Here is a 20,989-nt window from a genome sequence, read left to right on the forward strand (position 1 = left end):
CACCAATCAGGCCGGCTTGTGCAGCTTGCCGGGCTCGGCGGTGTCCTGCTCGTCCGGGTTCATGGCGACATCACCCTTGAGGTGGCCATGGCGTTGCGGGTCGGGCATGCGCAGGCTGATGATCAGGGCCACCAGGCACAGGGCGCTGACATACCAGTAGAAGGCCGATTCCACGCCAGCCGACTTCAGCGACAGCGCCACGAACTCGGCCGAACCGCCGAAGATGGCATTACCCACCGCATAGGACAGGCCCACGCCCAGGGCGCGCACTTCGGGCGGGAACATCTCGGCCTTGATCAGGCCGCTGATGGAGGTGTAGAAGCTGACGATGGTCAGGGCCAGGATGGCCAGCGCCATGGCCACGCCCGGGCTGCTCACGTCCTTCAGGAAGTGCAGGATGGGGAAGGTGCCGATCATGCCGAAGAAGGCGAAGCAGAGCATGGAATTGCGACGGCCGATCTTGTCCGAGATGGCACCGAAGATCGGTTGCAGGATCATGTAGACGAACAGCGCGCCGGTCATGACGCCATTGGCGACCTTGGGGTCCATGCCGGCGGTGTTGACCAGGTACTTCTGCATGTAGGTGGTGAAGGTGTAGAACATCAGCGAACCACCGGCGGTGAAGCCGACCACGTTCAGGAAGGCGCGCTTGTGCTGTAGCAAGCCCTTCAGGGTGCCAGCGTCCTTCTTCTTGCGTGCACCGGCCGACGAGGTCTCAGCCAGCGAGCTGCGCAGGTACATCGCCACCAGCGCACCGACCGCGCCCAGCACGAAGGGAACGCGCCAGCCCCAGGCCATCAGCTCGGCCTTGGTCAGCCATTGCTGCATGCCGAACAGCACCAGCACGGCCAGCAACTGGCCGCCGATCAGGGTCACGTACTGGAAGGAGGCGAAGAAGCCGCGACGACCATTGGGCGCCACCTCACTCATGTAGGTGGCCGAGGTGCCGTATTCACCGCCCACCGACAGGCCCTGGAACAGGCGTGCCAGCAGCAGCAGGGCCGGGGCCCAGGCGCCGATGGTGGCGTAGGTCGGCATCACGGCCACGGCCAGCGAGCCGCCGCACATCATCAGCACCGAGATCAGCATGGAGGTCTTGCGGCCATGCTTGTCGGCGATGCGGCCGAACAGCCAGCCGCCGATGGGACGCATCAGGAAACCGGCGGCGAACACGCCTGCCGTGTTGAGCAACTGGCTGGTGGGGTCGCCCTTGGGGAAGAAGGCCGGCGCGAAGTAGATCGCGCAGAAGGAATAGACATAGAAGTCGAACCATTCGACCAGGTTGCCCGAGGATGCGCCGAGGATGGCGAAGATGCGCTTGCGGTACTCTGCCGCGCTCAGTTTGACGTTGTCGCTCATGGATATCTCCTGTGTGGGCCGCTCCTTCCCGGCGCTGGCGCGTCGGTCGTGCGGCGGGTCATCTTGCTTTTGGTGGAACCGGAACAAGGCAATCAGGAGAGCGACGCAAGCAGCCGTCAGGGTGTGGACGATGCTGGCCCGCATCAGAGGTCTGTCTCCGTTTTTGCTTTTGTTTTGTGGCTCTTATTGCAGACTTCGTGCCAAGAACCAGGCAGGGCCTCGAAAATACGTAAGTCATTGATTTAATTGCATTTTCATTTCTGGATCAGGGAAAAACGCGCAGAAGTCCGGGCGGATTCCCGGAATGCTGCCGCGCCGCATGTCCGGGAATCCATCCTGACCACCCCGCTGGATGGGACGAAAAAAAAACGGCGCATGTCGGTTCGACATGCGCCGCTTTCGCGGTCTTGCGCTTGAATCAATGCGCCATCAGCGCGCCATCAACGCTCCGACAGCGCATCCATGACGCACAGGGCGGTCATGTTGATGATGCGGCGCACGGTGGCCGACGGCGTCAGGATATGCACCGGCTTGGCACAACCCAGCAGGATGGGGCCGATCGCCACACCGTTGCCCGATGCGGTCTTGAGCAGGTTGTAGGCGATGTTGGCGGCATCGATGTTGGGCATGACCAGCAGGTTGGCGTCACCCTTCAACGGCGAATCCGGGATCACTGCATGCAGCAGCTTGGATTCGAGCGCGGTGTCGCCGTGCATTTCGCCATCCACTTCCAGGTCCGGTGCGATCTCGCGCAGGATGCCCAGAGCTTCGCGCATCTTGCGGGCCGATTCGCTGTTGCTGGAACCGAAGTTCGAGTGCGACAGCAGGGCCGCACGCGGGTGCAGACCGAAGCGACGCATTTCCTCGGCAGCCAGCATGGTGATCTCGGCCAGCTCGCGGGCGTTGGGGTTTTCGTTGACGTGGGTGTCCACCATCACCAGCTGGCGATTGGGCAGGATCACCGCATTCATCGCGGCATAGACATTGACGCCTTCGCGCTTGCCCAGGACCTGGTCGATGTAGTGCAGGTGCAGCTGGGTGGTGCCGTAGGTGCCGCAGATCATGCCGTCGGCATCGCCCTTGTGGATCGCCATGGAGCCGATCAGGGTGTGGCGGCGACGCATTTCCAGCTTGGCGTACTGCTCGGTGACGCCCTTGCGACGGGACATCTCCAGGAAGCTTTGCCAGTAGTCGCGGTAGCGGCTGTCGAAGTTGGGGTTGATGACCTCGAAGTCGGTGCCGGGGCGCAGGCGCAGGCCGAACTTCTTGATGCGCTGTTCCAGCACTTCCGGACGGCCCACCAGGATGGGCTTGGCCAGGTTTTCATCGACGATCACCTGCACCGCGCGCAGCACGCGCTCTTCTTCACCTTCGGCGTAGACGATGCGCTTGTTGGCTTCGGCGGCCTTCTTGGCGACCTGGAAGATCGGGCGCATGAAGGTGCCGCTGTGGTAGACGAACTGTTCCAGCTTCTCGATGTAGGCATCCATGTCCTGGATCGGACGGGCGGCCACGCCGGAGCTCTCGGCAGCACGCGCCACGGCCGGCGCGATCTTGATCATCAGGCGCGGGTCGAAGGGCTTGGGAATGATGTATTCCGGGCCGAAGGACAGGTTGGCGATGCCATAGGTGGCGGCCACGATATCGGACTGCTCGGCCTGGGCCAGCTCGGCGATGGCGTGGACGGTGGCGATCTCCATCTCGCGGGTGATGGTGGTGGCGCCCGAATCGAGCGCACCACGGAAGATGTAGGGGAAGCACAGGACGTTGTTGACCTGGTTCGGATAGTCCGAACGGCCGGTGGCGATGATGGCGTCGTCGCGCACGGCCATGACTTCCTCGGGCAGGATTTCCGGGGTCGGGTTGGCCAGGGCCAGCACCAGCGGACGGGCCGCCATCTGCTTGACCATCTCCGGCTTCAACACGCCTGCGGCCGACAGGCCCAGGAAGATGTCGGCATCGGGAATCACTTCGGCCAGGGTACGGGCATCGGTTTCGCGGGCGAAACGCTCCTTGTCCGGGTCCATCAGTTCCTTGCGGCCCTTGTAGACCACGCCGGCCAGGTCGGTGACGTAGATGTTCTCGATCGGGAAGCCGAGGTCGACGATCAGGTCCAGGCAGGCCAGCGCTGCCGCGCCCGCGCCGGAGACCACCAGCTTGACGTTCTTGATGTCCTTGCCGACCACTTTGAGGCCGTTCAGGATGGCGGCGCCGACGATGATGGCGGTGCCGTGCTGGTCATCGTGGAAGACCGGGATCTTCATCTTCTCGCGCAGCTTGCGCTCGATGTAGAAGCACTCGGGGGCCTTGATGTCTTCCAGGTTGATGCCGCCGAAGGTCGGCTCCAGGGCCGCGATGACGTCGATCAGCTTGTCCGGGTCGGTTTCGTTGATTTCGATGTCGAAGACGTCGATGCCGGCGAACTTCTTGAACAGCACGCCCTTGCCTTCCATCACCGGCTTGGAGGCCAGCGCACCGATGTTGCCCAGGCCCAGCACGGCGGTGCCGTTGGTGATGACGGCCACCAGGTTGCCACGGGCGGTGTAGCGGAAGGCGTTCAGCGGGTCGGCCACGATTTCTTCGCAGGCCGCGGCCACGCCGGGAGAATACGCGAGGGAGAGATCACGCTGGTTGGTCAGCAGCTTGGTGGGCGTGACCGCGATCTTGCCCGGGGTCGGAAACTCGTGGTAATCCAGCGCTGCCTGACGAAGTTGCTGACGCACTTCTTCTTTCTTACTGATCATCGAATCCATAACTCTGTATTCTCTAGTTGACTTGCGAAGGGGGTCGATTCTAGCAGAGGTCGGCCCTCAATCATAGGCCAGCGGCCTTATGCTGCCCCGCGCAAAGCCTTTTCGGGACTGGCTTTGCGGCGTTTCACCAATGGCACATGATGTTCGCGAACATGGGCTTTCAGCGGGCAGATGACGTCCGGTTACCGTGTGATGTGCGCATTTGCGCACAGCTTGATTTCCGGCACGACAGGCTGCCACCGCCACCCAATGACGGGTATTGGGGAAAACCCCTAGACTTTCAGGAACACATGAACCGAGCCTGGATAGTGCCCCCCCCGGGCAGCTCTCGCTGCAGCGCAACAATTCACAATCCGCACACATAGACTGACGGATATTGTGCGCCTGAAGCCATGACGGATTGGTTACAATCGGCCCCATGCTTTCCGAATTCGAACTCATTGCGCGCTATTTCAGCCGCCCACCCGCCCCCGACAGCCGCACGGCGCTCGGCGTGGGGGACGACTGCGCGCTGATGACACCGGCACCGGGCATGCAACTGGCCATTTCCAGCGACATGCTGGTCGCCGGCCGCCACTTCTTCCCCGATGCCGATCCCGCCACGCTGGGCCACAAGTGCCTGGCCGTGAACCTGTCCGACCTGGCCGCCATGGGGGCGCAGCCGATCGCCTTCACGCTGGCGCTGGCCCTGCCGGAAGCCCGCGCCGAATGGCTGGCGCCGTTTTCCCGGGGCATGCTGGCGCTGGCCGATGAACATGGCTGCGAACTGATCGGCGGCGACACCACCAAGGGGCCGCTGACCATCAGCATCACCGTGTTCGGTGAAGTGCCGCCGCAGCAGGCGCTGCGCCGCGACGCCGCGCGCGTCGGTGACGATCTCTGGGTCTCCGGCAGCCTGGGCGATGCGCGCCTGGCACTGGCCGGCTATCGCCGCGAATTCAGCGACGACCTGGCCGTCAATGCGGAAGAACTGGCCGTCGCCGCGCCGCGCATGCACGCACCGACCCCACGCGTGGCACTGGGCCTGGCCCTGCGCGGCATCGCCCACGCCGCCATCGATATCTCGGATGGCCTGGCCGGTGACCTCGGCCACATCCTGACGCGCTCCCGCGTCGGCGCGACGCTGGACGTGGACGCCCTGCCGCCCGGCCCGGCGCTGCAGCAGCGCGACCTGCACCTGCGCCGCCGCTTTACGCTCTCCGGCGGTGACGACTACGAACTCTGCTTCACCGCTCCGGTACGCCAGCGCGATGCCGTCTACAAGGCCGCCCAGGCCGCCGGCACACCGGTCACCCGCATCGGCAGCATCGATGCGGCTGCCGGCCTGCGCCTGCTGGATGCGGCAGGCGAACCCCTGCAGGACACGCCGGATTCCTTCGACCATTTCCGTTCATGAACCAAGCTGCCACGCCCTTCCCCCCACCGCCCCCACCCGCCCCGAAGAAACGCAAAGCCACCGCGCATTTCATGCTGGCCCATCCGGCCCACTGGATCGCCCAGGGTTTCGGCAGCGGCCTCTCGCCCATCATGCCGGGTACCGCTGGCACGCTGTTCGCCTGGCTCTCCTTCGCAGTGCTCTCCACGCGCTGGCCGCATGTCTTCACGGCCGGCAACTGGCTGGCCATCATCGTGGCCGGCTTCATCATCGGTATCTGGGCCTGCCATCGCACCGGGCAGGCGCTGAACTCGCCCGACGACGGCAGCATGGTGTGGGACGAGATCATCGCCTTCTGGCTGGTGCTGGTACTGGTGACGCCGGCCAGCCTGAAGACGCAGTTCGCGGCCTTCGTGGTATTCCGCTTCTTCGACATGGTCAAGCCGCCGCCGATCGCCTGGTTCGACCGCCGCTTCAAGGGCGGCTTCGGCGTGATGTGGGACGACATCCTGGCCGCCTTCTATACCCTGCTGGTCTTTGCCTTCTGGCGCGCCTACTGGTAAGTGAACAATCAGCGCTTGTCCGATACAACAAGAGCCGACATCGGAGTATGCTAGTTCGCGCAAGTTGATCAACCGACCGTGGTCCGCCCCGCACGACGGGCCGAGACTGCGGCACAGCCGAGGATGACACTCATGGACAGCACGATAGACCTAGCCACCCGCGTGGGCCAGACTCTCAAAGCCAAGGGCCTGCTGCTCGCCACTGCAGAATCGTGTACCGGCGGCGGCATTGCCCACGCCATCACGGAGATCGCCGGATCGTCGGAATGGTTCGACTGCGGTTTCGTCACCTATTCGAACGCTTCCAAGAATGAACTGCTGGACATTTCCGAAGCCCTGATTGCCCAGCATGGCGCCGTCAGCGAGGAGATCGCCGGCGCCATGGCCGAGGGCGCGGTGGCCAACAGCAGTTCGGACCTGGCCGTCTCCACCACCGGCATCGCCGGCCCCGGTGGCGCGGTGCCGGGCAAGCCGGTGGGCACCGTCTGCTTCGGCTGGCGTGTAGGCGACAAGACCTATACCGAGCGCCTGGTCTTCAAGGGCGACCGCCAGCAGGTGCGCGCCCAGACGGTGGATCATGCGCTGAAGGGCTTGCTCAAGCTGCTGGCCGATTGAATTCGGCCGGACTGAATCCGGCCCATCAAGACAAAGGCGGCGCTCCATCGGAGTCGCCGCCTTTTTCATGGCACCGTCGCTTCAGGATCAGCGGAAGCGGTTGATCGCGTCACGCGTTTCGATGGCCACGCGGCGCGCGGCCGCGGCGAAGTCTTCACCTTCCTGCGGCTTGGCGTACAGGATGGCGCGCGAGGAATTGATCATCATGCCGGTGCCGGCGGCGGTCCTGCCGGATTTCACGGTGGCTTCGACGTCCCCGCCCTGGGCGCCCACGCCCGGGACCAGCAGGGGCATGTCACCGATGATGGCGCGTACCTGCGCCAGCTCGTGCGGGAAGGTCGCGCCCACCACCAGGCCGCACTGACCGTTGGTATTCCACTTCTCGGCCACCAGGCGCGCCACGTGCTGGTACAGCGGCTTGCCATCGACTTCCAGGAACTGCAGGTCCGAACCACCGGCGTTGGAGGTGCGGCACAGCACGATCACGCCGCGATCCTTCCACTCCAGGTAGGGCGAGACCGAGTCCCAGCCCATGTAGGGGCTGACGGTGACGACATCGGCGTCATAGCGCTCGAAGGCTTCGCGGGCGTATTGTTCGGCGGTAGCGCCGATATCACCGCGCTTGGCATCCAACACCAGGGGGATCTCGGGATAGTTGCTGCGCAGATAGGCGCAGATGCGCTCCAGCTGTTCTTCCGCGCCCAGCGCGGCGAAATAGGCGATCTGCGGCTTGAAGGCACAGGCGGCCTCGGCGGTGGCATCGATGATGGCGCGGCAGAATTCGAAGATCGCGTCCGGGCGGCCTTGCAGCTCGGCCGGGAATTTCTTGAGGTCGGGGTCCAGGCCCACGCACAGCAGGGAATTGCGCGAAGTCCACGCAGCGTTGAGTTTCTCGATGAATGTCACGGTGGTGCCTTTAACTGAAAGATGCGCTATTGTAGCGCGCCGGCACGGCCCGATCTCGATATTTGACTGATGTTCAGCGGTTTTCCCGGAACATCGGGCACTTGGCGTGGATTTTCCGGTCTCATGCGCTCTCATTGCTTCACTTTTGCTACGAGGAAACACAACATGAAAAAACTCTTCGCCTGGCTGGCCGTCGCCATGACGGCCCTGACCCTCTCCGGCTGCGGCTACAACGAGTTCCAGGCCAAGGACGAGGCCACCAAGGCCGCCTGGGGCGAAGTGGTCAACCAGTACCAGCGCCGCGCCGACCTGATCCCCAACCTGGTCAACACCGTCAAGGGCTATGCCTCGCACGAGAAGGACACCCTGGAAGCCGTCACCCGCGCCCGCGCCGCTGCCACCAGCTTCCAGATCACGCCGGAGGTGCTCAATGATCCGCAGGCCTTCGCCAAGTTCCAGCAGGTGCAGGGCGAGCTGTCCTCGGCGCTGTCGCGCCTGATGGTGGTGTCCGAGAACTACCCGCAGCTGAAGGCCGACGCCAGCTTCCGCGACCTGCAATCGCAACTGGAAGGCACCGAGAACCGCATCACCGTGGCCCGCCAGCGCTACATCGCAGCGGTCAAGGACTACAACATCCTGGCGCGCAGCTTCCCCACCAACCTCACCGCCAAGCTGTTCAGCTACGAGGTCAAGCCGTCCTTCACGGTGGATAACGAAAAAGCCATCTCGACCGCCCCCGCGGTCAACTTCGGCAAGTAATCTGCCCGCCCCGGTCCGCCATGCGCAAGCTGCTCATCACCTGCTGGCTGTTGATCCTCCTGCCCCTGGCTGGCCTGGCCCGGGCCGATGACGGCCTGGTGGCCGTGCCGCCCTTGTCGTCCCACGTCATCGACCAGATCCACCTGCTGCAGCCGCAACAGCAGCAGGCCCTGGAAGGCGTGCTGGCCGAGATCGAGCAGCGCACCGGCAGCCAGATCGCGGTACTGCTGATGTCCTCCACCGCGCCGGAAGCCATCGAGCAATACAGCATCCGCGTGGCCGATGCCTGGCAACTGGGCCGCAAGGGTGTGGATGACGGTGTGCTGCTCATCGTCGCCCGCGACAATCCCAAGTCGCTGCGGCGCCTGCGCATCGAAGCCGGACGCGGCGTGCAGGGCAGCCTCACCGATGCCCAATCCAAGCGCATCCTGGAAGACGTGATCGCACCGCATTTCCGCCAGAACGATTTCTACGGCGGCCTGGCCGCCGGCGTGACCGCCATCACCACCCTGCTGGAACAGGAAAAACTGCCCGCCGCCCAGCGCCACACCGGGCCTGTGCAGGCTGATGACGGTGGTGGCTGGTCGACGCTGATGGTGATCGTGCTGTTCCTGGTGGTGTTCTTTGCCATGCTGCTGAAGTCGCGCCGCGGCGCCCGCAACACGCTGGACAACAATGACTGGGGCCGAGGCCGGGGACGCGCCACCACGGCCGGCGTCATCATCGGCAGCATCCTCGACGAAGCGGCACGCCAGGCCGCCTCCGGACGCGGCTGGCCGCGCTCGGGGGGTGGCGGTGGTGGAGGCTTTGGCGGCTCCTCCGGCGGTGGCGGGTTCTCCGGCGGTGGTGGCAGCTTCGATGGTGGCGGCGCTTCAGGAGACTGGTGACATGCCTCACAACACCCCATCCCCTTCCCTGCCGGTGCGCCTGATGCGCCATCTGCGCAGCACCCGCACCACGGCGCGGCGTGCCTTCCCCTCGACCACGCTCAAGGCCATCCAGGCCAGCATCGGCGAAGGGGAGCAACGGCACCGGGCGCAGGTCCGCGTGATTGTCGAAGCCGCCTTGTCACTGGGTGCCGTGCGACGCGGCGAAAGCGCCAGACAGCGCGCCCACGAACTGTTTTCGCACTACCGCATCTGGGATACCGAAGAAAACTGCGGCGTGCTGGTCTACATCAACCTGGCCGACCGCAAGGTGGAAATCGTCGCTGATCGTGGCATCAATCGACATGTCACCCGCGAGCAGTGGCAAGAGGTGTGCCGCCTGATGACGGCGGGTTATGCCAGGGGTGATTACGAATCCAGTACCCTGCAAGCGCTGGCCGCCCTGCATGCGCTGCTACAGACGGCGATGCCGCGCCAGGATGACGACCGCGACCACAACGAACTCTCCGACAAACCCCTGCTGCTGTAGACAAGCCGCCTTGGAGCTGGCGCCTCAACCGTTCTCGTACACCCACTGCAGCAAGGCATCCTGTGCCTTCTGCCCATTGGGTGCGGCAGCGTGGTTGATCAGGAACACCACCACATAGGTCTTGCCCGAGGCCGCCTGCACGTAGCCGGCGATCGAGCGTACATCGTTCAGGGTACCGGTCTTGATGTGGGCCTGGCCGGCCACGCTCTGCGTCTTCAGGCGTCGGCGCATGGTGCCGTCATAGCCCACCAGCGGCAGCGAGGAAATGAACTCCGGCATCAGCGGCGAACGGTAGGCCTGCACCAGCACGCTGGCCAGCAGCGAGGGCGTGACCCGCTCCACCCGCGACAGGCCGGCGCCATTCTCGATGGCCAGTCCATTGGTATCGATGCCCTTGTCGTTGAGCCAGCCGCGCACGACGCGTGCGGCATTGACCGTGTCGCCCGGCTGCCCGGTCATCTCGGCGCCCAGCGTGAGCAGCACCTGGCGCGCCATGACGTTGTTGCTGTACTTGTTGATGTCGCGGATGACTTCCGGCAGCGTCGGCGATTGCACCTCCACCATCAGCCGCGCCGAGGGCGTGACCACCCCGTTGACCACGCGCCCGGAAAAACTGCCACCCAACTCGGCCCACATCTGGACAAAACTGGCGCCGACATACTGCGCATTGTTCATGCGGTAGGGGTGCACGTACCACACCCGCGGCCCGCAATCGGCAGCGTAGGTGCCACCGAAGCTGGCACCATTGATGTCGTTGTTGAGCATCAGCTTGCCCTGCCAGTCACCGCAAGGCTCCTGCGACAGGCGCGGGGGAGTGATGGTGAAACCGGCCATGGGCGGGTCCATGCTGACATTGACCACACCGGCGGCGGCATCCGGCTCGAAGCGGAAGGCCTGGGTACGGTAGTTCAGCAGCAAGGCATCGGGGCCGGCGTTGTAGGGCTTCTGCGGATCGCCGTCGAACTGCGAGGGGTCATAACTGGACTCGGCGAAATAGCTGCGGTCCAGCACCAGATTGCCGCGGATGTCCTTGATGCCGCGCGCGCGCAGCTGGCGCAGGAACAGCCAGAAATTTTCCAGCACCAGCTTGGGGTCGCCACCGCCCTTGAGAATCAGGTCGCCATTGAGTACACCACCGGCCAGGCTGCCATCGATGTAGGCCTGGGTCTTCCACATGTAGGTGGGGCCCAGCATTTCCAGCGCAGCGTCGGTGGTCACCAGCTTCATGACCGAGGCGGGGTTGAAGGGCTGGCCGACATTGCTGGACGCCAGCAGGCGCTTGCCGCTCTCGGCATCGACCACCACCACGCCGGTGTTCTGCTGCGGGATATGCGCCACGCGCAGCGCGCCCACCACCGGTGGCGGCAGGCCTTGCGCAAACAGCGACGATGCAGGCACCAGCAGCGCGACGGCCAGCGTGAAGGACGAGAGAGAAAGGCGGCGCAGCGCAGGAGAGGAGAAACGGAACATGATCAGCGGGTCGACAGGAAGCAGGCATTATAGGGGATCGACAATGTCGCTTGCGCCGACGGGGGGCAGGGATCAACCCTGCTGCATCGGGACATCAGGGCGTCATACCGCCGTGCGACACTGCCATCCCACTGACAAACAGTCATCGGCGCGGGTTCCCGCCCTGCTCCAGATCAAGGCCCGCGCACACCGGGTCGATCCAGGCTTGCCTGCAATGTGGTAGTGGGGTTACGCTTGCGGACCCCTTTTTTGAATCGGTACGTACGTCATCGCACTGGCCCTGCCGTTACGCCGGGATGGCTAGCCCCGAATGGACCGGATCGAAAGAACAACAGCACACCATGCCATCCCGTTCCAACAACGAGCAGCGCGCCGGATCGCGCTCGCCGCCGACGCTGCTGCGTAGGCTGCGCGAGCTGGTCGACCCGGTGGCACTTTACCGCCAGCGCCCTGGGCGGGCGGACGACATGCCGCCGGAGGCATTGATCGGCAAGGGAGTGCGCTTCGTACAGCGCATCTATCGCCTGCGCGTGATCGGCCTGGGGGTCGGCTTCTTCTGCGTGGCAGCCGGTTTCATGCAGAATCCGGTGATCTGGCCACTCTGGCTGGCGCTGTTCGGCCACGGCTACCTGTGGCCGCACGTGGCGCGCCACTGGGCGCTCAACAGCGCCATCCCCTATCGCGCCGAGCGGCGCAACCTGGTCATCGATGCCGCCATCGGCGGCTTCTGGATCGCCGCCCTCAACGGCAACCTGATCCCCAGCGCGGTCATCATCTCCATGCTGTCGATGGACAATATCGCCGCCGGCGGGCTGCGCCTGTTCATGCGCGGACTGTATGCCAGCATCGCCGCCTGCGCGCTGGGCTGGTGGCTGCTGGATGCGCGCTTCCTGCCGCAGTCCGACCTGACCACCGTCCTCGCCTGCCTGCCGATGATGGCGTTGTATCCGCTGGCGCTGGGCAAGTCCACCTATGAAATGTCCAAGAAGCTGGCCGAGCGCTCACGGGAGTTCGAGATCGTCAGCCAGACCGACGGCCTGACCCGGCTGTTCAATCGGCGTTACTGGGAAAGCCTGCTGATCGCGGAATTCGAACAGCGCAGCCAGGGCGGCGCGGGGAGTCACCAGGCCTTCCTGCTGTTGCTGGACCTGGACCATTTCAAGAGCATCAACGATACCCACGGCCACCTCACGGGCGACGAAGTCTTGCGCAATTTCTCGCGCCTGCTGCGTGCTGCACTGCGGGCAGACGACCTCATCGGTCGTTACGGGGGCGAGGAATTCGTGGTCATCCTGCGTGACATCGCCCCCGCCGAAGCGCTGCAGCTCTCGCAGCGCCTGGTCGAGGCGGCGCGCAGCACAAATGATGAAAACAATTTATACGGTTGCACCGTCAGCGCAGGACTGGTGCCCTTCTCGGCGGACATGGAAGCCCACTTCGTCTGGTTGCAGCGCGCCGACCACGCCATGTACTGCGCCAAGGAAAGTGGTCGCGATCGCCTGGTGGTGTGGGATGCCAGTCTGGCACGCAGGAACGGAGCGCCCTGATCAGCGACCAACGGCGACGACGGTGCAGGAAGGGTAGATCGATGGAATGACCGGAGGGGGCAACTGCCCGAGGACACCGGCAGGCGAGAAAAGCAGACGCAAAAAAGGCCGATGTTTTCGGGGCCGCCACGAGACCACTGTGAAAACATCGACCTAGGGAAATCAAGGCGGGGCGATCGGCAAACTCAAAGAATAGGCTGGTTCCCTGGAAATGCCTGCACCGATGCCCCGGCCATTGCCGCAACGAGCGGCAAAGCGGGCCGCAGAAAGCCCGCTAAATTAGCACTGGCAGTGCCTCCAGTACTAAAAGGGCGAGCAGCGCGCCAAAGACCGCGCCCACTGCTCTCAAACTGGTACGGACCATTCGTGACGCCACCGGTACCTCCCCGCACAACAACAAGCCCGCCAGGGCCATCGGGATGAAGAACATGAGGTTGTTCATGATGAGGTTGGGCATGATGCGTCTCCTGGTCGAGTTTCTTGGTCTTGCGCGTGGTGCGCGTACTCTTGATGGGGCTTGCCTCGTCTGGAGTATAGGTCGCACGACATGGAAGACAAGGCAACGGCGGGAACAATCGGTGCTGCACAGCAGCGCAGGCACCGCCCGGAGATGCCCGCCGGGCGGCCCTGACAAAGGGCTGACAGCCCACACCGCATCTGTTGCACATGCACAAATTTTTGGCAAGATTGGGTGAATTGCCTTGACCCTGTTTTCTGCGCGGGCGTAGAATTCGCCCGTTCTCATTTTCTGGAGTCCCTCTCATGGGCACTTGTTCGGGTGACAGTTGTTGCCGGTTAATTCCGGGTTAAGCCTCAGCAAGGATTTCAGCAGGACTTCTTCCTGTCGTCATCTTGCACAAGGCAGATGACGGCATCTCATGTCGGTAGCGCGCAGCCTGTTTGACGGGTTTCCCCGCGCCCTGGCGACAGCGATATTCCCTCACAACGACAGATCGACGATCGACCGCCGCAGACACGGCGGCACAACGCATGCATCACCACGCCTTGCCTGCCCTGCGCAGCGCCGGGACGGCTTTTGCCTGCCACATGCCGCATGCATGCCCGCCTGGCTCATCGCCACGCGCGGCCTGCTCTGCTTGCGCCATCAGGCGCCGATGACAGGGGCTCCGCTCAACCAGGCGGAGGCTATGCACATTCCATGAACACGCGAAGACCCAGCGCGCCCTGCCCGCTCGCCCGCGCCCTTGCCGGCGGGGACCGGCCACGGCGCTGATCCGAGGCCGGCAAGTCCAAGCGCTTGCCGGTGCGATGCACATCCTTCGTCCCCGGGACGAAGACCAACAAGAAAAGAAGCACGTCATGAATCTGAACCTGCTGAAAGAAACCTTTGCCAGCTTCATCCGCGCACGCGGCATGGATCGTCACTTCCGCCGCCTGGGCATGGACATGTTCCGCAGCGCCCCGGTCACCCGCGAAGTCCCGCAGACCCTGGCCGAACAACTGAGCGAGGCCTCCCGCAGCGAAGCACAGGCCCTGCTGCAGCGCCTGCAATCGCGCCCCGATGGCCTCACCGAGGCCGAAGCCGACGCCATCCGCGTCCACAGCGGCCCCAATGAAGTCGAACACGAAAAGCCGCTGACCTGGCCAGTCCACCTGTGGCACTGCTACAAGAACCCCTTCAACCTGCTGCTGACCCTGCTGGCGGCCGTGTCCTTCTACACCGAAGACATGAAGGCGGCCATCGTGATTGGCACCATGGTGGTGGTCTCCACGCTGCTGCGCTTCGTCCAGGAAGCGCGCTCCAACACCGCCGCCGACAAGCTCAAGGCCATGGTCAGCAACACCGCCACGGTGATGCGTCACGACCAGGTCGAGGAGATCGCCGCCGAAGCCCAGCGCTACTTCGACGTAACCCTGCATCCCAAGGGTGCGCGTCGCGTCGAAGTACCGATCCGCAATCTGGTGCCGGGCGACATCGTGCTGCTCTCGGCCGGCGACATGATCCCGGCCGACCTGCGCCTGCTGTCGGCCAAGGACCTGTTCGTCAGCCAGGCCGCAATGACCGGCGAATCGCTGCCGGTGGAAAAGTTCGTCACCCCCAGCAACCTCAACACCAGCAGCCCGCTGGAGCTGGACAACCTGTGCTTCATGGGCACCAACGTGGTCAGTGGTTCGGCCAGCGGCGTGGTCCTTACCACCGGCAAGCGCACCTATTTCGGTGCCCTGGCCGAACGCGTCACCGCCACCGACCGCACCCCCACTGCCTTCCACGCGGGCGTGAACAAGGTCAGCTGGCTGCTGATCCGCTTCATGCTGGTGATGACCCCGGTGGTGTTCTTCATCAACGGTTTCACCAAGGGTGACTGGGTCGAGGCCTTCCTGTTCGGCCTGTCGGTGGCGGTGGGACTGACGCCCGAAATGCTGCCCATGATCGTCACCTCGACCCTGGCCAAGGGCGCGGTGGCGCTGTCGCGCAAGAAGGTGATCGTCAAGCGGCTCGATGCGATCCAGAACTTCGGCGCCATGGACGTGCTGTGTACCGACAAGACCGGCACGCTGACCCAGGACAAGATCTTCCTGGAACGCCACACCGACATCCACGGCGAGCCCGATGACGAAGTGCTGCAGTACGCCTACCTCAACAGCTACTACCAGACCGGTCTGAAGAACCTGCTGGACGTGGCCGTTCTGGAACACGCAGAACTGCAGCGCGAGATGTCGATCGCCTCGGCCTATCGCAAGGTCGATGAGATTCCCTTCGACTTCCAGCGCCGCCGCATGTCGGTGGTGGTCTCCGAGCGCGAAGACCACCATGAGCTGATCTGCAAGGGCGCGGTGGAAGAGATCGTCTCGGTCTGCTCGCACGCCCGCGTGAACGGCCAGATCGTGCCGCTCACCGCCGAACTGCTGGAAGAAATCCGCGCCACCACCGGCAGCCTCAACGCCGAAGGCCTGCGCGTGGTCGGCGTGGCCGCCCGCGATCTGCCGCCGACCAAGGAGGTCTATAGCCTGGCCGATGAATCGGACCTGGTCCTGATCGGCTACATCGCCTTCCTCGATCCGCCCAAGGAATCCACCGCACCGGCGCTGGCCGCCCTGCGCGCCCATGGTGTGAAGGTCAAGATCCTCACCGGCGACAACGAACTGGTGACTGCCAAGATCTGCCGCGAGGTCGGGCTGGAGGTCAAGGGCATGCTGCTCGGTTCCTATGTGGAAAAGATGAGCGACGCCGAATTGTCCGAAGCGGTGGAAACCGTAACCGTCTTCGCCAAGCTCTCGCCGGCCCACAAGGAGCGCATCGTGCGCGTGCTGCATGATCGTGGTCACGTGGTCGGCTTCATGGGCGACGGCATCAACGACGCCCCGGCCCTGCGCGCGGCCGACATCGGCATCTCGGTCGATACTGCTGTCGATATCGCCAAGGAAGCGGCTGATCTCATCCTGCTGGAAAAGAGCCTGATGGTGCTGGAAGAAGGCGTGCTGGAAGGCCGCAAGACCTTCGCCAACATGCTGAAGTACATCAAGATGACGGCCAGCTCCAACTTCGGCAATGTCTTCTCGGTATTGATCGCCAGTGCCTTCCTGCCCTTCCTGCCGATGCTGCCCTTGCATCTGCTGGTGCAGAACCTGCTGTACGACGTCTCGCAGATCTCAATCCCCTTCGACAACGTCGACAAGGAGTTCCTGGAAAAACCGCAACGCTGGGATGCCGGCGACATCGGTCGCTTCATGGTCTTCTTCGGTCCGATCAGCTCGATCTTCGACATCAGCACCTTCGCACTGATGTGGTTCGTCTTCGGCGCCAGCTCGCCGGAACACCAGACCCTGTTCCAGTCCGGCTGGTTCATCGAAGGCCTGCTCTCGCAGACCCTGATCGTGCACATGATCCGCACCCGTCGCATCCCCTTCTTCCAGAGCCGCGCCTCCTGGCCGCTGATGGGAATGACGCTGGTGATCATGGCCATCGGCATCGCCATCCCGATGACGCCGCTGGCGCACTATTTCAAGCTGGAAGCGTTGCCACTGTCCTACTTCCCTTGGCTGGTGGCGATCCTGGTGGCCTATGCGGTGCTGATCCAGGCGATGAAGGGCTGGTATACGCGGCGGTATGGCTGGCAGTAGGTTCGGTCGCGGCCAGCAAAAGGCAGTTCAATGAAACTGATGCCACGCTAAGGTCCCCATTCAATTCCACAAAGACGGCGATGCGCGCTTGACGTGTGCATCGCCGTCGTCTTTATTGCACTGCGCTTCGATGGCTTCTGCCGCGGCAAAAACACATCATTTATCGAAGCAATTCAACAGACGTCGCGCTGGCGCCATGCAACCATCTGCGCTTTCCCGATCTGGCCCTGCTTGAACCGCATCTGCTTTCCACGGGAAACCATCCCCTCCCGTAGAAAGACTGGCATGCATCGACACAACATCGGCTGGGCAATCCCCACCCCTCAGCCACAGCCCCACCGCATCCTGCAATTCTCGTCTGCCCCACGGCGCAGCCTTTCCTGAGCATCCCGCATCAAGCGACGCATGGACCGCACTGTCCAGCGGCGCAACCAACTGGAGCGCCCTCCTCGCCCGGCTCGACCACGTCGATTACCGGCAGATGGAAGAGCTCCACCGTCTCATGTCCCCATCCAGAGGAGCAGCACGATGACCAACTGTAATTTCTGCCACAAGAAAGGCCTGCTGATCTACCCGGTCCGCTACGCCATCGCCAGTCCATATGGCGCGGACGGCGTACCGGGGCTATCCGGCAATTTCCGCATCGAAGACGCACCCCAGGCCGCAGGTGCCGCCAAGTACACCCTGCGTGCGCTGCGCCCCGGCTATCTCTATACCTATGACGAGCGGCGCCAGCGGCTCAAGGCCTATGTCGTCCTGCCCAGCGGGCATCTGTGGAACTATCCGCTGGAACACAACACGCCCCATCCCTCGACAATCCGGTTCGCCTGTATCGAAGCCAGCGAAGTCGTACGTGCCTATTGCGTCGACATCGAGCACACCGATGCCGACCCCGCAGGTAACTTCTGGATAGGCTGGTCCAATGTGCAGTGGACCAAGACCCTGATCAAGAAAGTCAGCGATGCAAGCTGGCGCAAGAAACACATGCGCTGCATCGCCATCCCCGCCCTGCTGGCGGGCAGTGCGGCGCATACCGGCGAATTCAGCGCCTGCGCGGAGAAGGTCTCGCATTTCGCTGCCAACACAGATGCAATGAAGAAGGCCTTTTCATTCAGCAACACCCCCGTCGATTTCGAGAGCCTGAAATACGCCACCAAGGCGCGCTTCAACGGCATCATGGCGCAACAGGAACCCCACTTCAAAGGCTACATCGCCGCCCTCAATGACCCGGTCGGCATGACCAACGACTTCAGCGAACTGACCGTACCGGGATTGCATGCAGGATTCGATGAAAAGGTGCATCAATCCAAGGTCATCGCCGACATCCTGGCCATGACGGAACAACACGTACGTCGTGAAGCCCGTAACGACGTAAACCTCGACGACACGATCGACGAGGTAAGCAAGCATCATCCCGATGGCAATCTCTACGCTGGGTTGAAGGGGTGGATGGCCGTCTTCAAGGCGGGTGGGCTTGAGCGCTACGAGAAGAAGCAACAAGAGAAAAGAAGAAAGTACGGGATCGACAAGGCCGGTCGGCAAGAGGCCGCCGCAGACGAGGCCTGGCATGATCTGACTCATGACAATGGCAAGCCGACCCTGGACGAGAAGAAGCTGAAGGCCTTCCCCGCCATCTATGAAGCCGCGCTCAAGGAATTCGAACCACGCTACCTTCAGCTGGTGATGACCCATGTCGGCTGGCTCAGGAGCGAGCAACTGGCGAACTGGATGGAGGCCGTCCACGACGATGCCGATATCCGCAGCGGCTATGCCTACAACGAATCGGTATCGCAATGCATCGGCCATGCAGTCTGCACCCAGCCTTGCATCGACCAGCTTACCAGCTGGATCTCGGACGAGAACCTGAAAAGCCCGCGCAACCTGTACGGCCGTGCATTGCTTTACAACCAGGCCGACATCATCGCTGCGACGGAGCCGCAGCTCAAGGGCAGCGATATCCAGGTTGAGAACATCCTCAACATCTACAAAGGCGCCATCGACCGACTTCACGATCCGCAGCAGGCCACGCAATTGATTGATCACCTTGCACTGACGACCGGCAATGTCATCAGCCGCTCTCTGGTCAAAGGCGGCCAGAGCATAGCCCGTTCGCTGGCGATGGTTCATCTGAAATTGCTGGCCGGCAGCAGCCTCAAGGTCAGCAACGCAAGTGCTACCGATATAGCTCGATGGGCCATCACCCAGGCACAAGAGCAAGGCATCAAACTTGACACCCATCGGCGGCAGACCAGGGCGGACGCCCGTGCCGAGGCACGTAGTGCGGTCAGGCGTGCGAAGGCGACCACAAACGTTATCGCTTATGAACTCGATATTCCCAGGCTGGAAAAAGAGGGGCGTATCGCTCCCGGGACGATCAAGGGCATGGGGATTCCGGGTATTGCGCTGGCGCAGAAGTGGCTTGGGTCCTCGTCGCCGCGGGATTTCAGGCTGGGGGTGGTGACCATTATCGTGCAGATGATGGCGCTCAATTTTGCCATGAAGGATCTGGCTAACAATGATCAGTTCAACCAAGAGGAGACACGAGTCAAGGCTACCGTGGCGATCCTCAGCTTAGGCGCGACCATCGTCGAGACGGTTGCGGTCACTGTAGAGAAATCTACGGAGCACCCGCTAGCGGCCTTTATTCGGAGGCAATGGGCTTTGGACGAGAAGCTTCTAGGAAGGATCGTGATGGGCGCGCGAGCGGTCGGGATGCTCGCGGGCCTTGGTGCTGCCGCTTACGATATTTCTGTGAATATGACTAATGCTTTAAAGGACGATAAGGATACCCTTGCGTTCCTCTATTTTTCGAATAGTATCTTGGGCGCCCGAATTGCTTTAGCCGCTTTCTATTCATTAGGCCCGCTATTCTGGCCTATTCTCCTACTCTCTGTAGCCGTCGGAATAACCATCGCGCTCATCAATAACAGCTCACTAAAGACGTGGATATCGCGTTGCGAATTTTCCATAGGGGAAAAATACGATTCCTTTGAGCACCAGTTAAAGGGATATCACGACGCGGTGGGGGCCTAAAAATGGATGAGCGTATATACCAATATAAGCCAGGATACCCAATTCCAGAATGGGACCTAAAACACCGACTCCCGATCAACAAGCCAGTCAGTTCCGAGTGTAAAGACACCAGTACTATTTTCAGGATCAACTCCACCTTTATGGAGGTAACTGATCAGCCATATCGAGAGCGACATTGGCAGGCTGGAGGCGTCCTAGGCACGGTGTTCATGGCAATAATATCTATTACGCCGCTCGTATTGATTGCGTCAAATCCAGTACCAAGACTTAATTTTGCAATTGCTGCTCTCTGTTGCCTTTCCATCAGCTCAATCATCTATTTCACATATATGGCGCTCAAATACGGCCGAGACGAATTCTTTTCGCTGCGGCGTCGCCCTATCCGCTTCAATCGCGAGGAGAGAAAAATATACGCGATTCGTCGTCGTAGATTCTTTTCCAAGCCGGGTGAGGGAGATATCACATGGGAAGTCCCCTGGGACGACAAGGCCATTTTTTGCATCCACCGCGGAATCGTCCAACGCAGGCACGTTTTTCATATCCGACATTACGAGGTGGATCAGAACGGCAACGTCATACGTGCATTCGCAATTGGGCGAACATGGGAAGAAGACGAATGCCTCACTGGCCTACTTTCGCAGTGGAACTATTGGTGCTGGTACATGAATCAGGGGCCGGCTGATTTACCTAAACCTCTCCTCTTCTTCAAAGAAAAAGAGAACATGCTGGAGAGCTTTCTATTCTGCATGTACGACTTCGGAATGCGCGCCAGCGCCGCCCATCGCATCTCGATGATGCCGCTCATTCTGTTAATGACCAGCTACCGCCTGATGGCGCTATGGACTTGCCGTGATCCGATCTGGCCTGACGCCGTGAACAAGGTCAGTGTCATCGATCCAGAGGATCCTTTCAATGAGCCCTCCGGCCGCACACCCATCGGATGGGCAGAAACAACGCATGCAATGGATCGCCATGAATATCCGGAAGGCGACAAAAAGGAAATGGAAAACTGGTCTGGCGAAAAAGATCCCACCGCCAATGCCTTGCTCTGGGCAAAAGATGTACCGCCCAAATGTTGACCTTTGCGTGATAAGGATATTTCGAGCAGTC

15 protein-coding genes are annotated in these 20,989 nt (G+C 62.3%); 10 read left to right on the forward strand and 5 right to left on the reverse strand.

The genetic code is table 11. The annotated features are described in order from the left end of the window. Nucleotides 1-6: 6 nt before the first annotated feature. Complete coding sequence (locus tag HFRIS_RS08145; RefSeq protein ID WP_006462819.1) at nucleotides 7-1,359, reverse strand: MFS family transporter; 1,353 nt, start codon at nucleotides 1,357-1,359, stop codon at nucleotides 7-9. A 440-nt stretch (nucleotides 1,360-1,799) separates the two neighbouring features. Continuing rightward, nucleotides 1,800-4,112: an NADP-dependent malic enzyme gene (locus HFRIS_RS08150; protein WP_006462820.1), complete on the reverse strand. Its 2,313-nt coding sequence runs from the start codon at nucleotides 4,110-4,112 to the stop codon at nucleotides 1,800-1,802. Between the two features lie 418 nt (nucleotides 4,113-4,530). Between HFRIS_RS08150 and thiL the strand changes: the two genes are divergently transcribed. The 3 genes from thiL to HFRIS_RS08165 all read left to right on the forward strand — a co-directional run bounded on the left by thiL (nucleotide 4,531) and on the right by HFRIS_RS08165 (nucleotide 6,665). Next, nucleotides 4,531-5,508: a thiamine-phosphate kinase gene (thiL, locus tag HFRIS_RS08155; RefSeq protein WP_006462821.1), complete on the forward strand. Its 978-nt coding sequence runs from the start codon at nucleotides 4,531-4,533 to the stop codon at nucleotides 5,506-5,508. Beyond that, entirely contained in the window at nucleotides 5,505-6,050 is a 546-nt protein-coding gene (locus HFRIS_RS08160) for a phosphatidylglycerophosphatase A family protein (RefSeq protein WP_039874945.1), read from the forward strand. Before thiL ends, HFRIS_RS08160 begins: the two co-directional genes overlap by 4 nt. A 132-nt stretch (nucleotides 6,051-6,182) precedes the next feature. Beyond that, the gene (locus HFRIS_RS08165; protein ID WP_006462823.1) at nucleotides 6,183-6,665 is read left to right on the forward strand and encodes a CinA family protein; all 483 of its coding nucleotides are present in this window, start codon (nucleotides 6,183-6,185) and stop codon (nucleotides 6,663-6,665) included. A gap of 87 nt (nucleotides 6,666-6,752) precedes the next feature. On the opposite strand, the gene pyrF is transcribed toward HFRIS_RS08165, so the two are convergent. Then, nucleotides 6,753-7,571, reverse strand: a complete 819-nt coding sequence (gene pyrF / locus HFRIS_RS08170; RefSeq protein WP_006462824.1) for an orotidine-5'-phosphate decarboxylase — start codon at nucleotides 7,569-7,571, stop codon at nucleotides 6,753-6,755. Between the two features lie 165 nt (nucleotides 7,572-7,736). Between pyrF and HFRIS_RS08175 the strand changes: the two genes are divergently transcribed. From HFRIS_RS08175 to HFRIS_RS08185, 3 genes are read left to right on the forward strand one after another with little or no spacing between them, the layout of a single operon-like run. Continuing rightward, nucleotides 7,737-8,330, forward strand: coding sequence for a LemA family protein (locus HFRIS_RS08175; protein ID WP_006462825.1), 594 nt, complete (start codon nucleotides 7,737-7,739; stop codon nucleotides 8,328-8,330). A 20-nt stretch (nucleotides 8,331-8,350) separates the two neighbouring features. Further along, nucleotides 8,351-9,217 (forward strand): TPM domain-containing protein, encoded by an 867-nt coding sequence (locus HFRIS_RS08180; RefSeq protein WP_006462826.1) that lies wholly within the window; start codon nucleotides 8,351-8,353, stop codon nucleotides 9,215-9,217. A gap of 1 nt (nucleotide 9,218) precedes the next feature. Next, nucleotides 9,219-9,746 (forward strand): TPM domain-containing protein, encoded by a 528-nt coding sequence (locus HFRIS_RS08185; protein ID WP_006462827.1) that lies wholly within the window; start codon nucleotides 9,219-9,221, stop codon nucleotides 9,744-9,746. 24 nt (nucleotides 9,747-9,770) lie between these two features. Here HFRIS_RS08185 and dacB read toward each other — a convergent pair whose 3' ends face one another. After that, nucleotides 9,771-11,216, reverse strand: a complete 1,446-nt coding sequence (gene dacB, locus HFRIS_RS08190; RefSeq protein ID WP_006462828.1) for a D-alanyl-D-alanine carboxypeptidase/D-alanyl-D-alanine endopeptidase — start codon at nucleotides 11,214-11,216, stop codon at nucleotides 9,771-9,773. 341 nt (nucleotides 11,217-11,557) lie between these two features. Between dacB and HFRIS_RS08195 the strand changes: the two genes are divergently transcribed. Next, on the forward strand, nucleotides 11,558-12,763 hold the full coding sequence (locus HFRIS_RS08195) for a diguanylate cyclase (protein WP_006462829.1): 1,206 nt from the start codon (nucleotides 11,558-11,560) through the stop codon (nucleotides 12,761-12,763). A 274-nt stretch (nucleotides 12,764-13,037) separates the two neighbouring features. Here HFRIS_RS08195 and HFRIS_RS08200 read toward each other — a convergent pair whose 3' ends face one another. Continuing rightward, nucleotides 13,038-13,220, reverse strand: a complete 183-nt coding sequence (locus HFRIS_RS08200) for a hypothetical protein (RefSeq protein WP_006462830.1) — start codon at nucleotides 13,218-13,220, stop codon at nucleotides 13,038-13,040. 863 nt (nucleotides 13,221-14,083) lie between these two features. Between HFRIS_RS08200 and mgtA the strand changes: the two genes are divergently transcribed. From mgtA to HFRIS_RS08215, 3 genes are all read left to right on the forward strand, one after another. Then, entirely contained in the window at nucleotides 14,084-16,846 is a 2,763-nt protein-coding gene (mgtA, locus tag HFRIS_RS08205) for a magnesium-translocating P-type ATPase (RefSeq protein WP_006462831.1), read from the forward strand. A 528-nt stretch (nucleotides 16,847-17,374) separates the two neighbouring features. Further along, the gene (locus tag HFRIS_RS25420; RefSeq protein WP_006462832.1) at nucleotides 17,375-19,879 is read left to right on the forward strand and encodes a T6SS effector BTH_I2691 family protein; all 2,505 of its coding nucleotides are present in this window, start codon (nucleotides 17,375-17,377) and stop codon (nucleotides 19,877-19,879) included. Between the two features lie 2 nt (nucleotides 19,880-19,881). After that, nucleotides 19,882-20,958: a DUF6708 domain-containing protein gene (locus tag HFRIS_RS08215; protein WP_039874951.1), complete on the forward strand. Its 1,077-nt coding sequence runs from the start codon at nucleotides 19,882-19,884 to the stop codon at nucleotides 20,956-20,958. Nucleotides 20,959-20,989: the final 31 nt, after the last annotated feature.

This window comes from Herbaspirillum frisingense GSF30, assembly GCF_000300975.2.
In the GTDB taxonomy this organism is placed as follows: Bacteria; Pseudomonadota; Gammaproteobacteria; order Burkholderiales; family Burkholderiaceae_D; genus Herbaspirillum; species Herbaspirillum frisingense.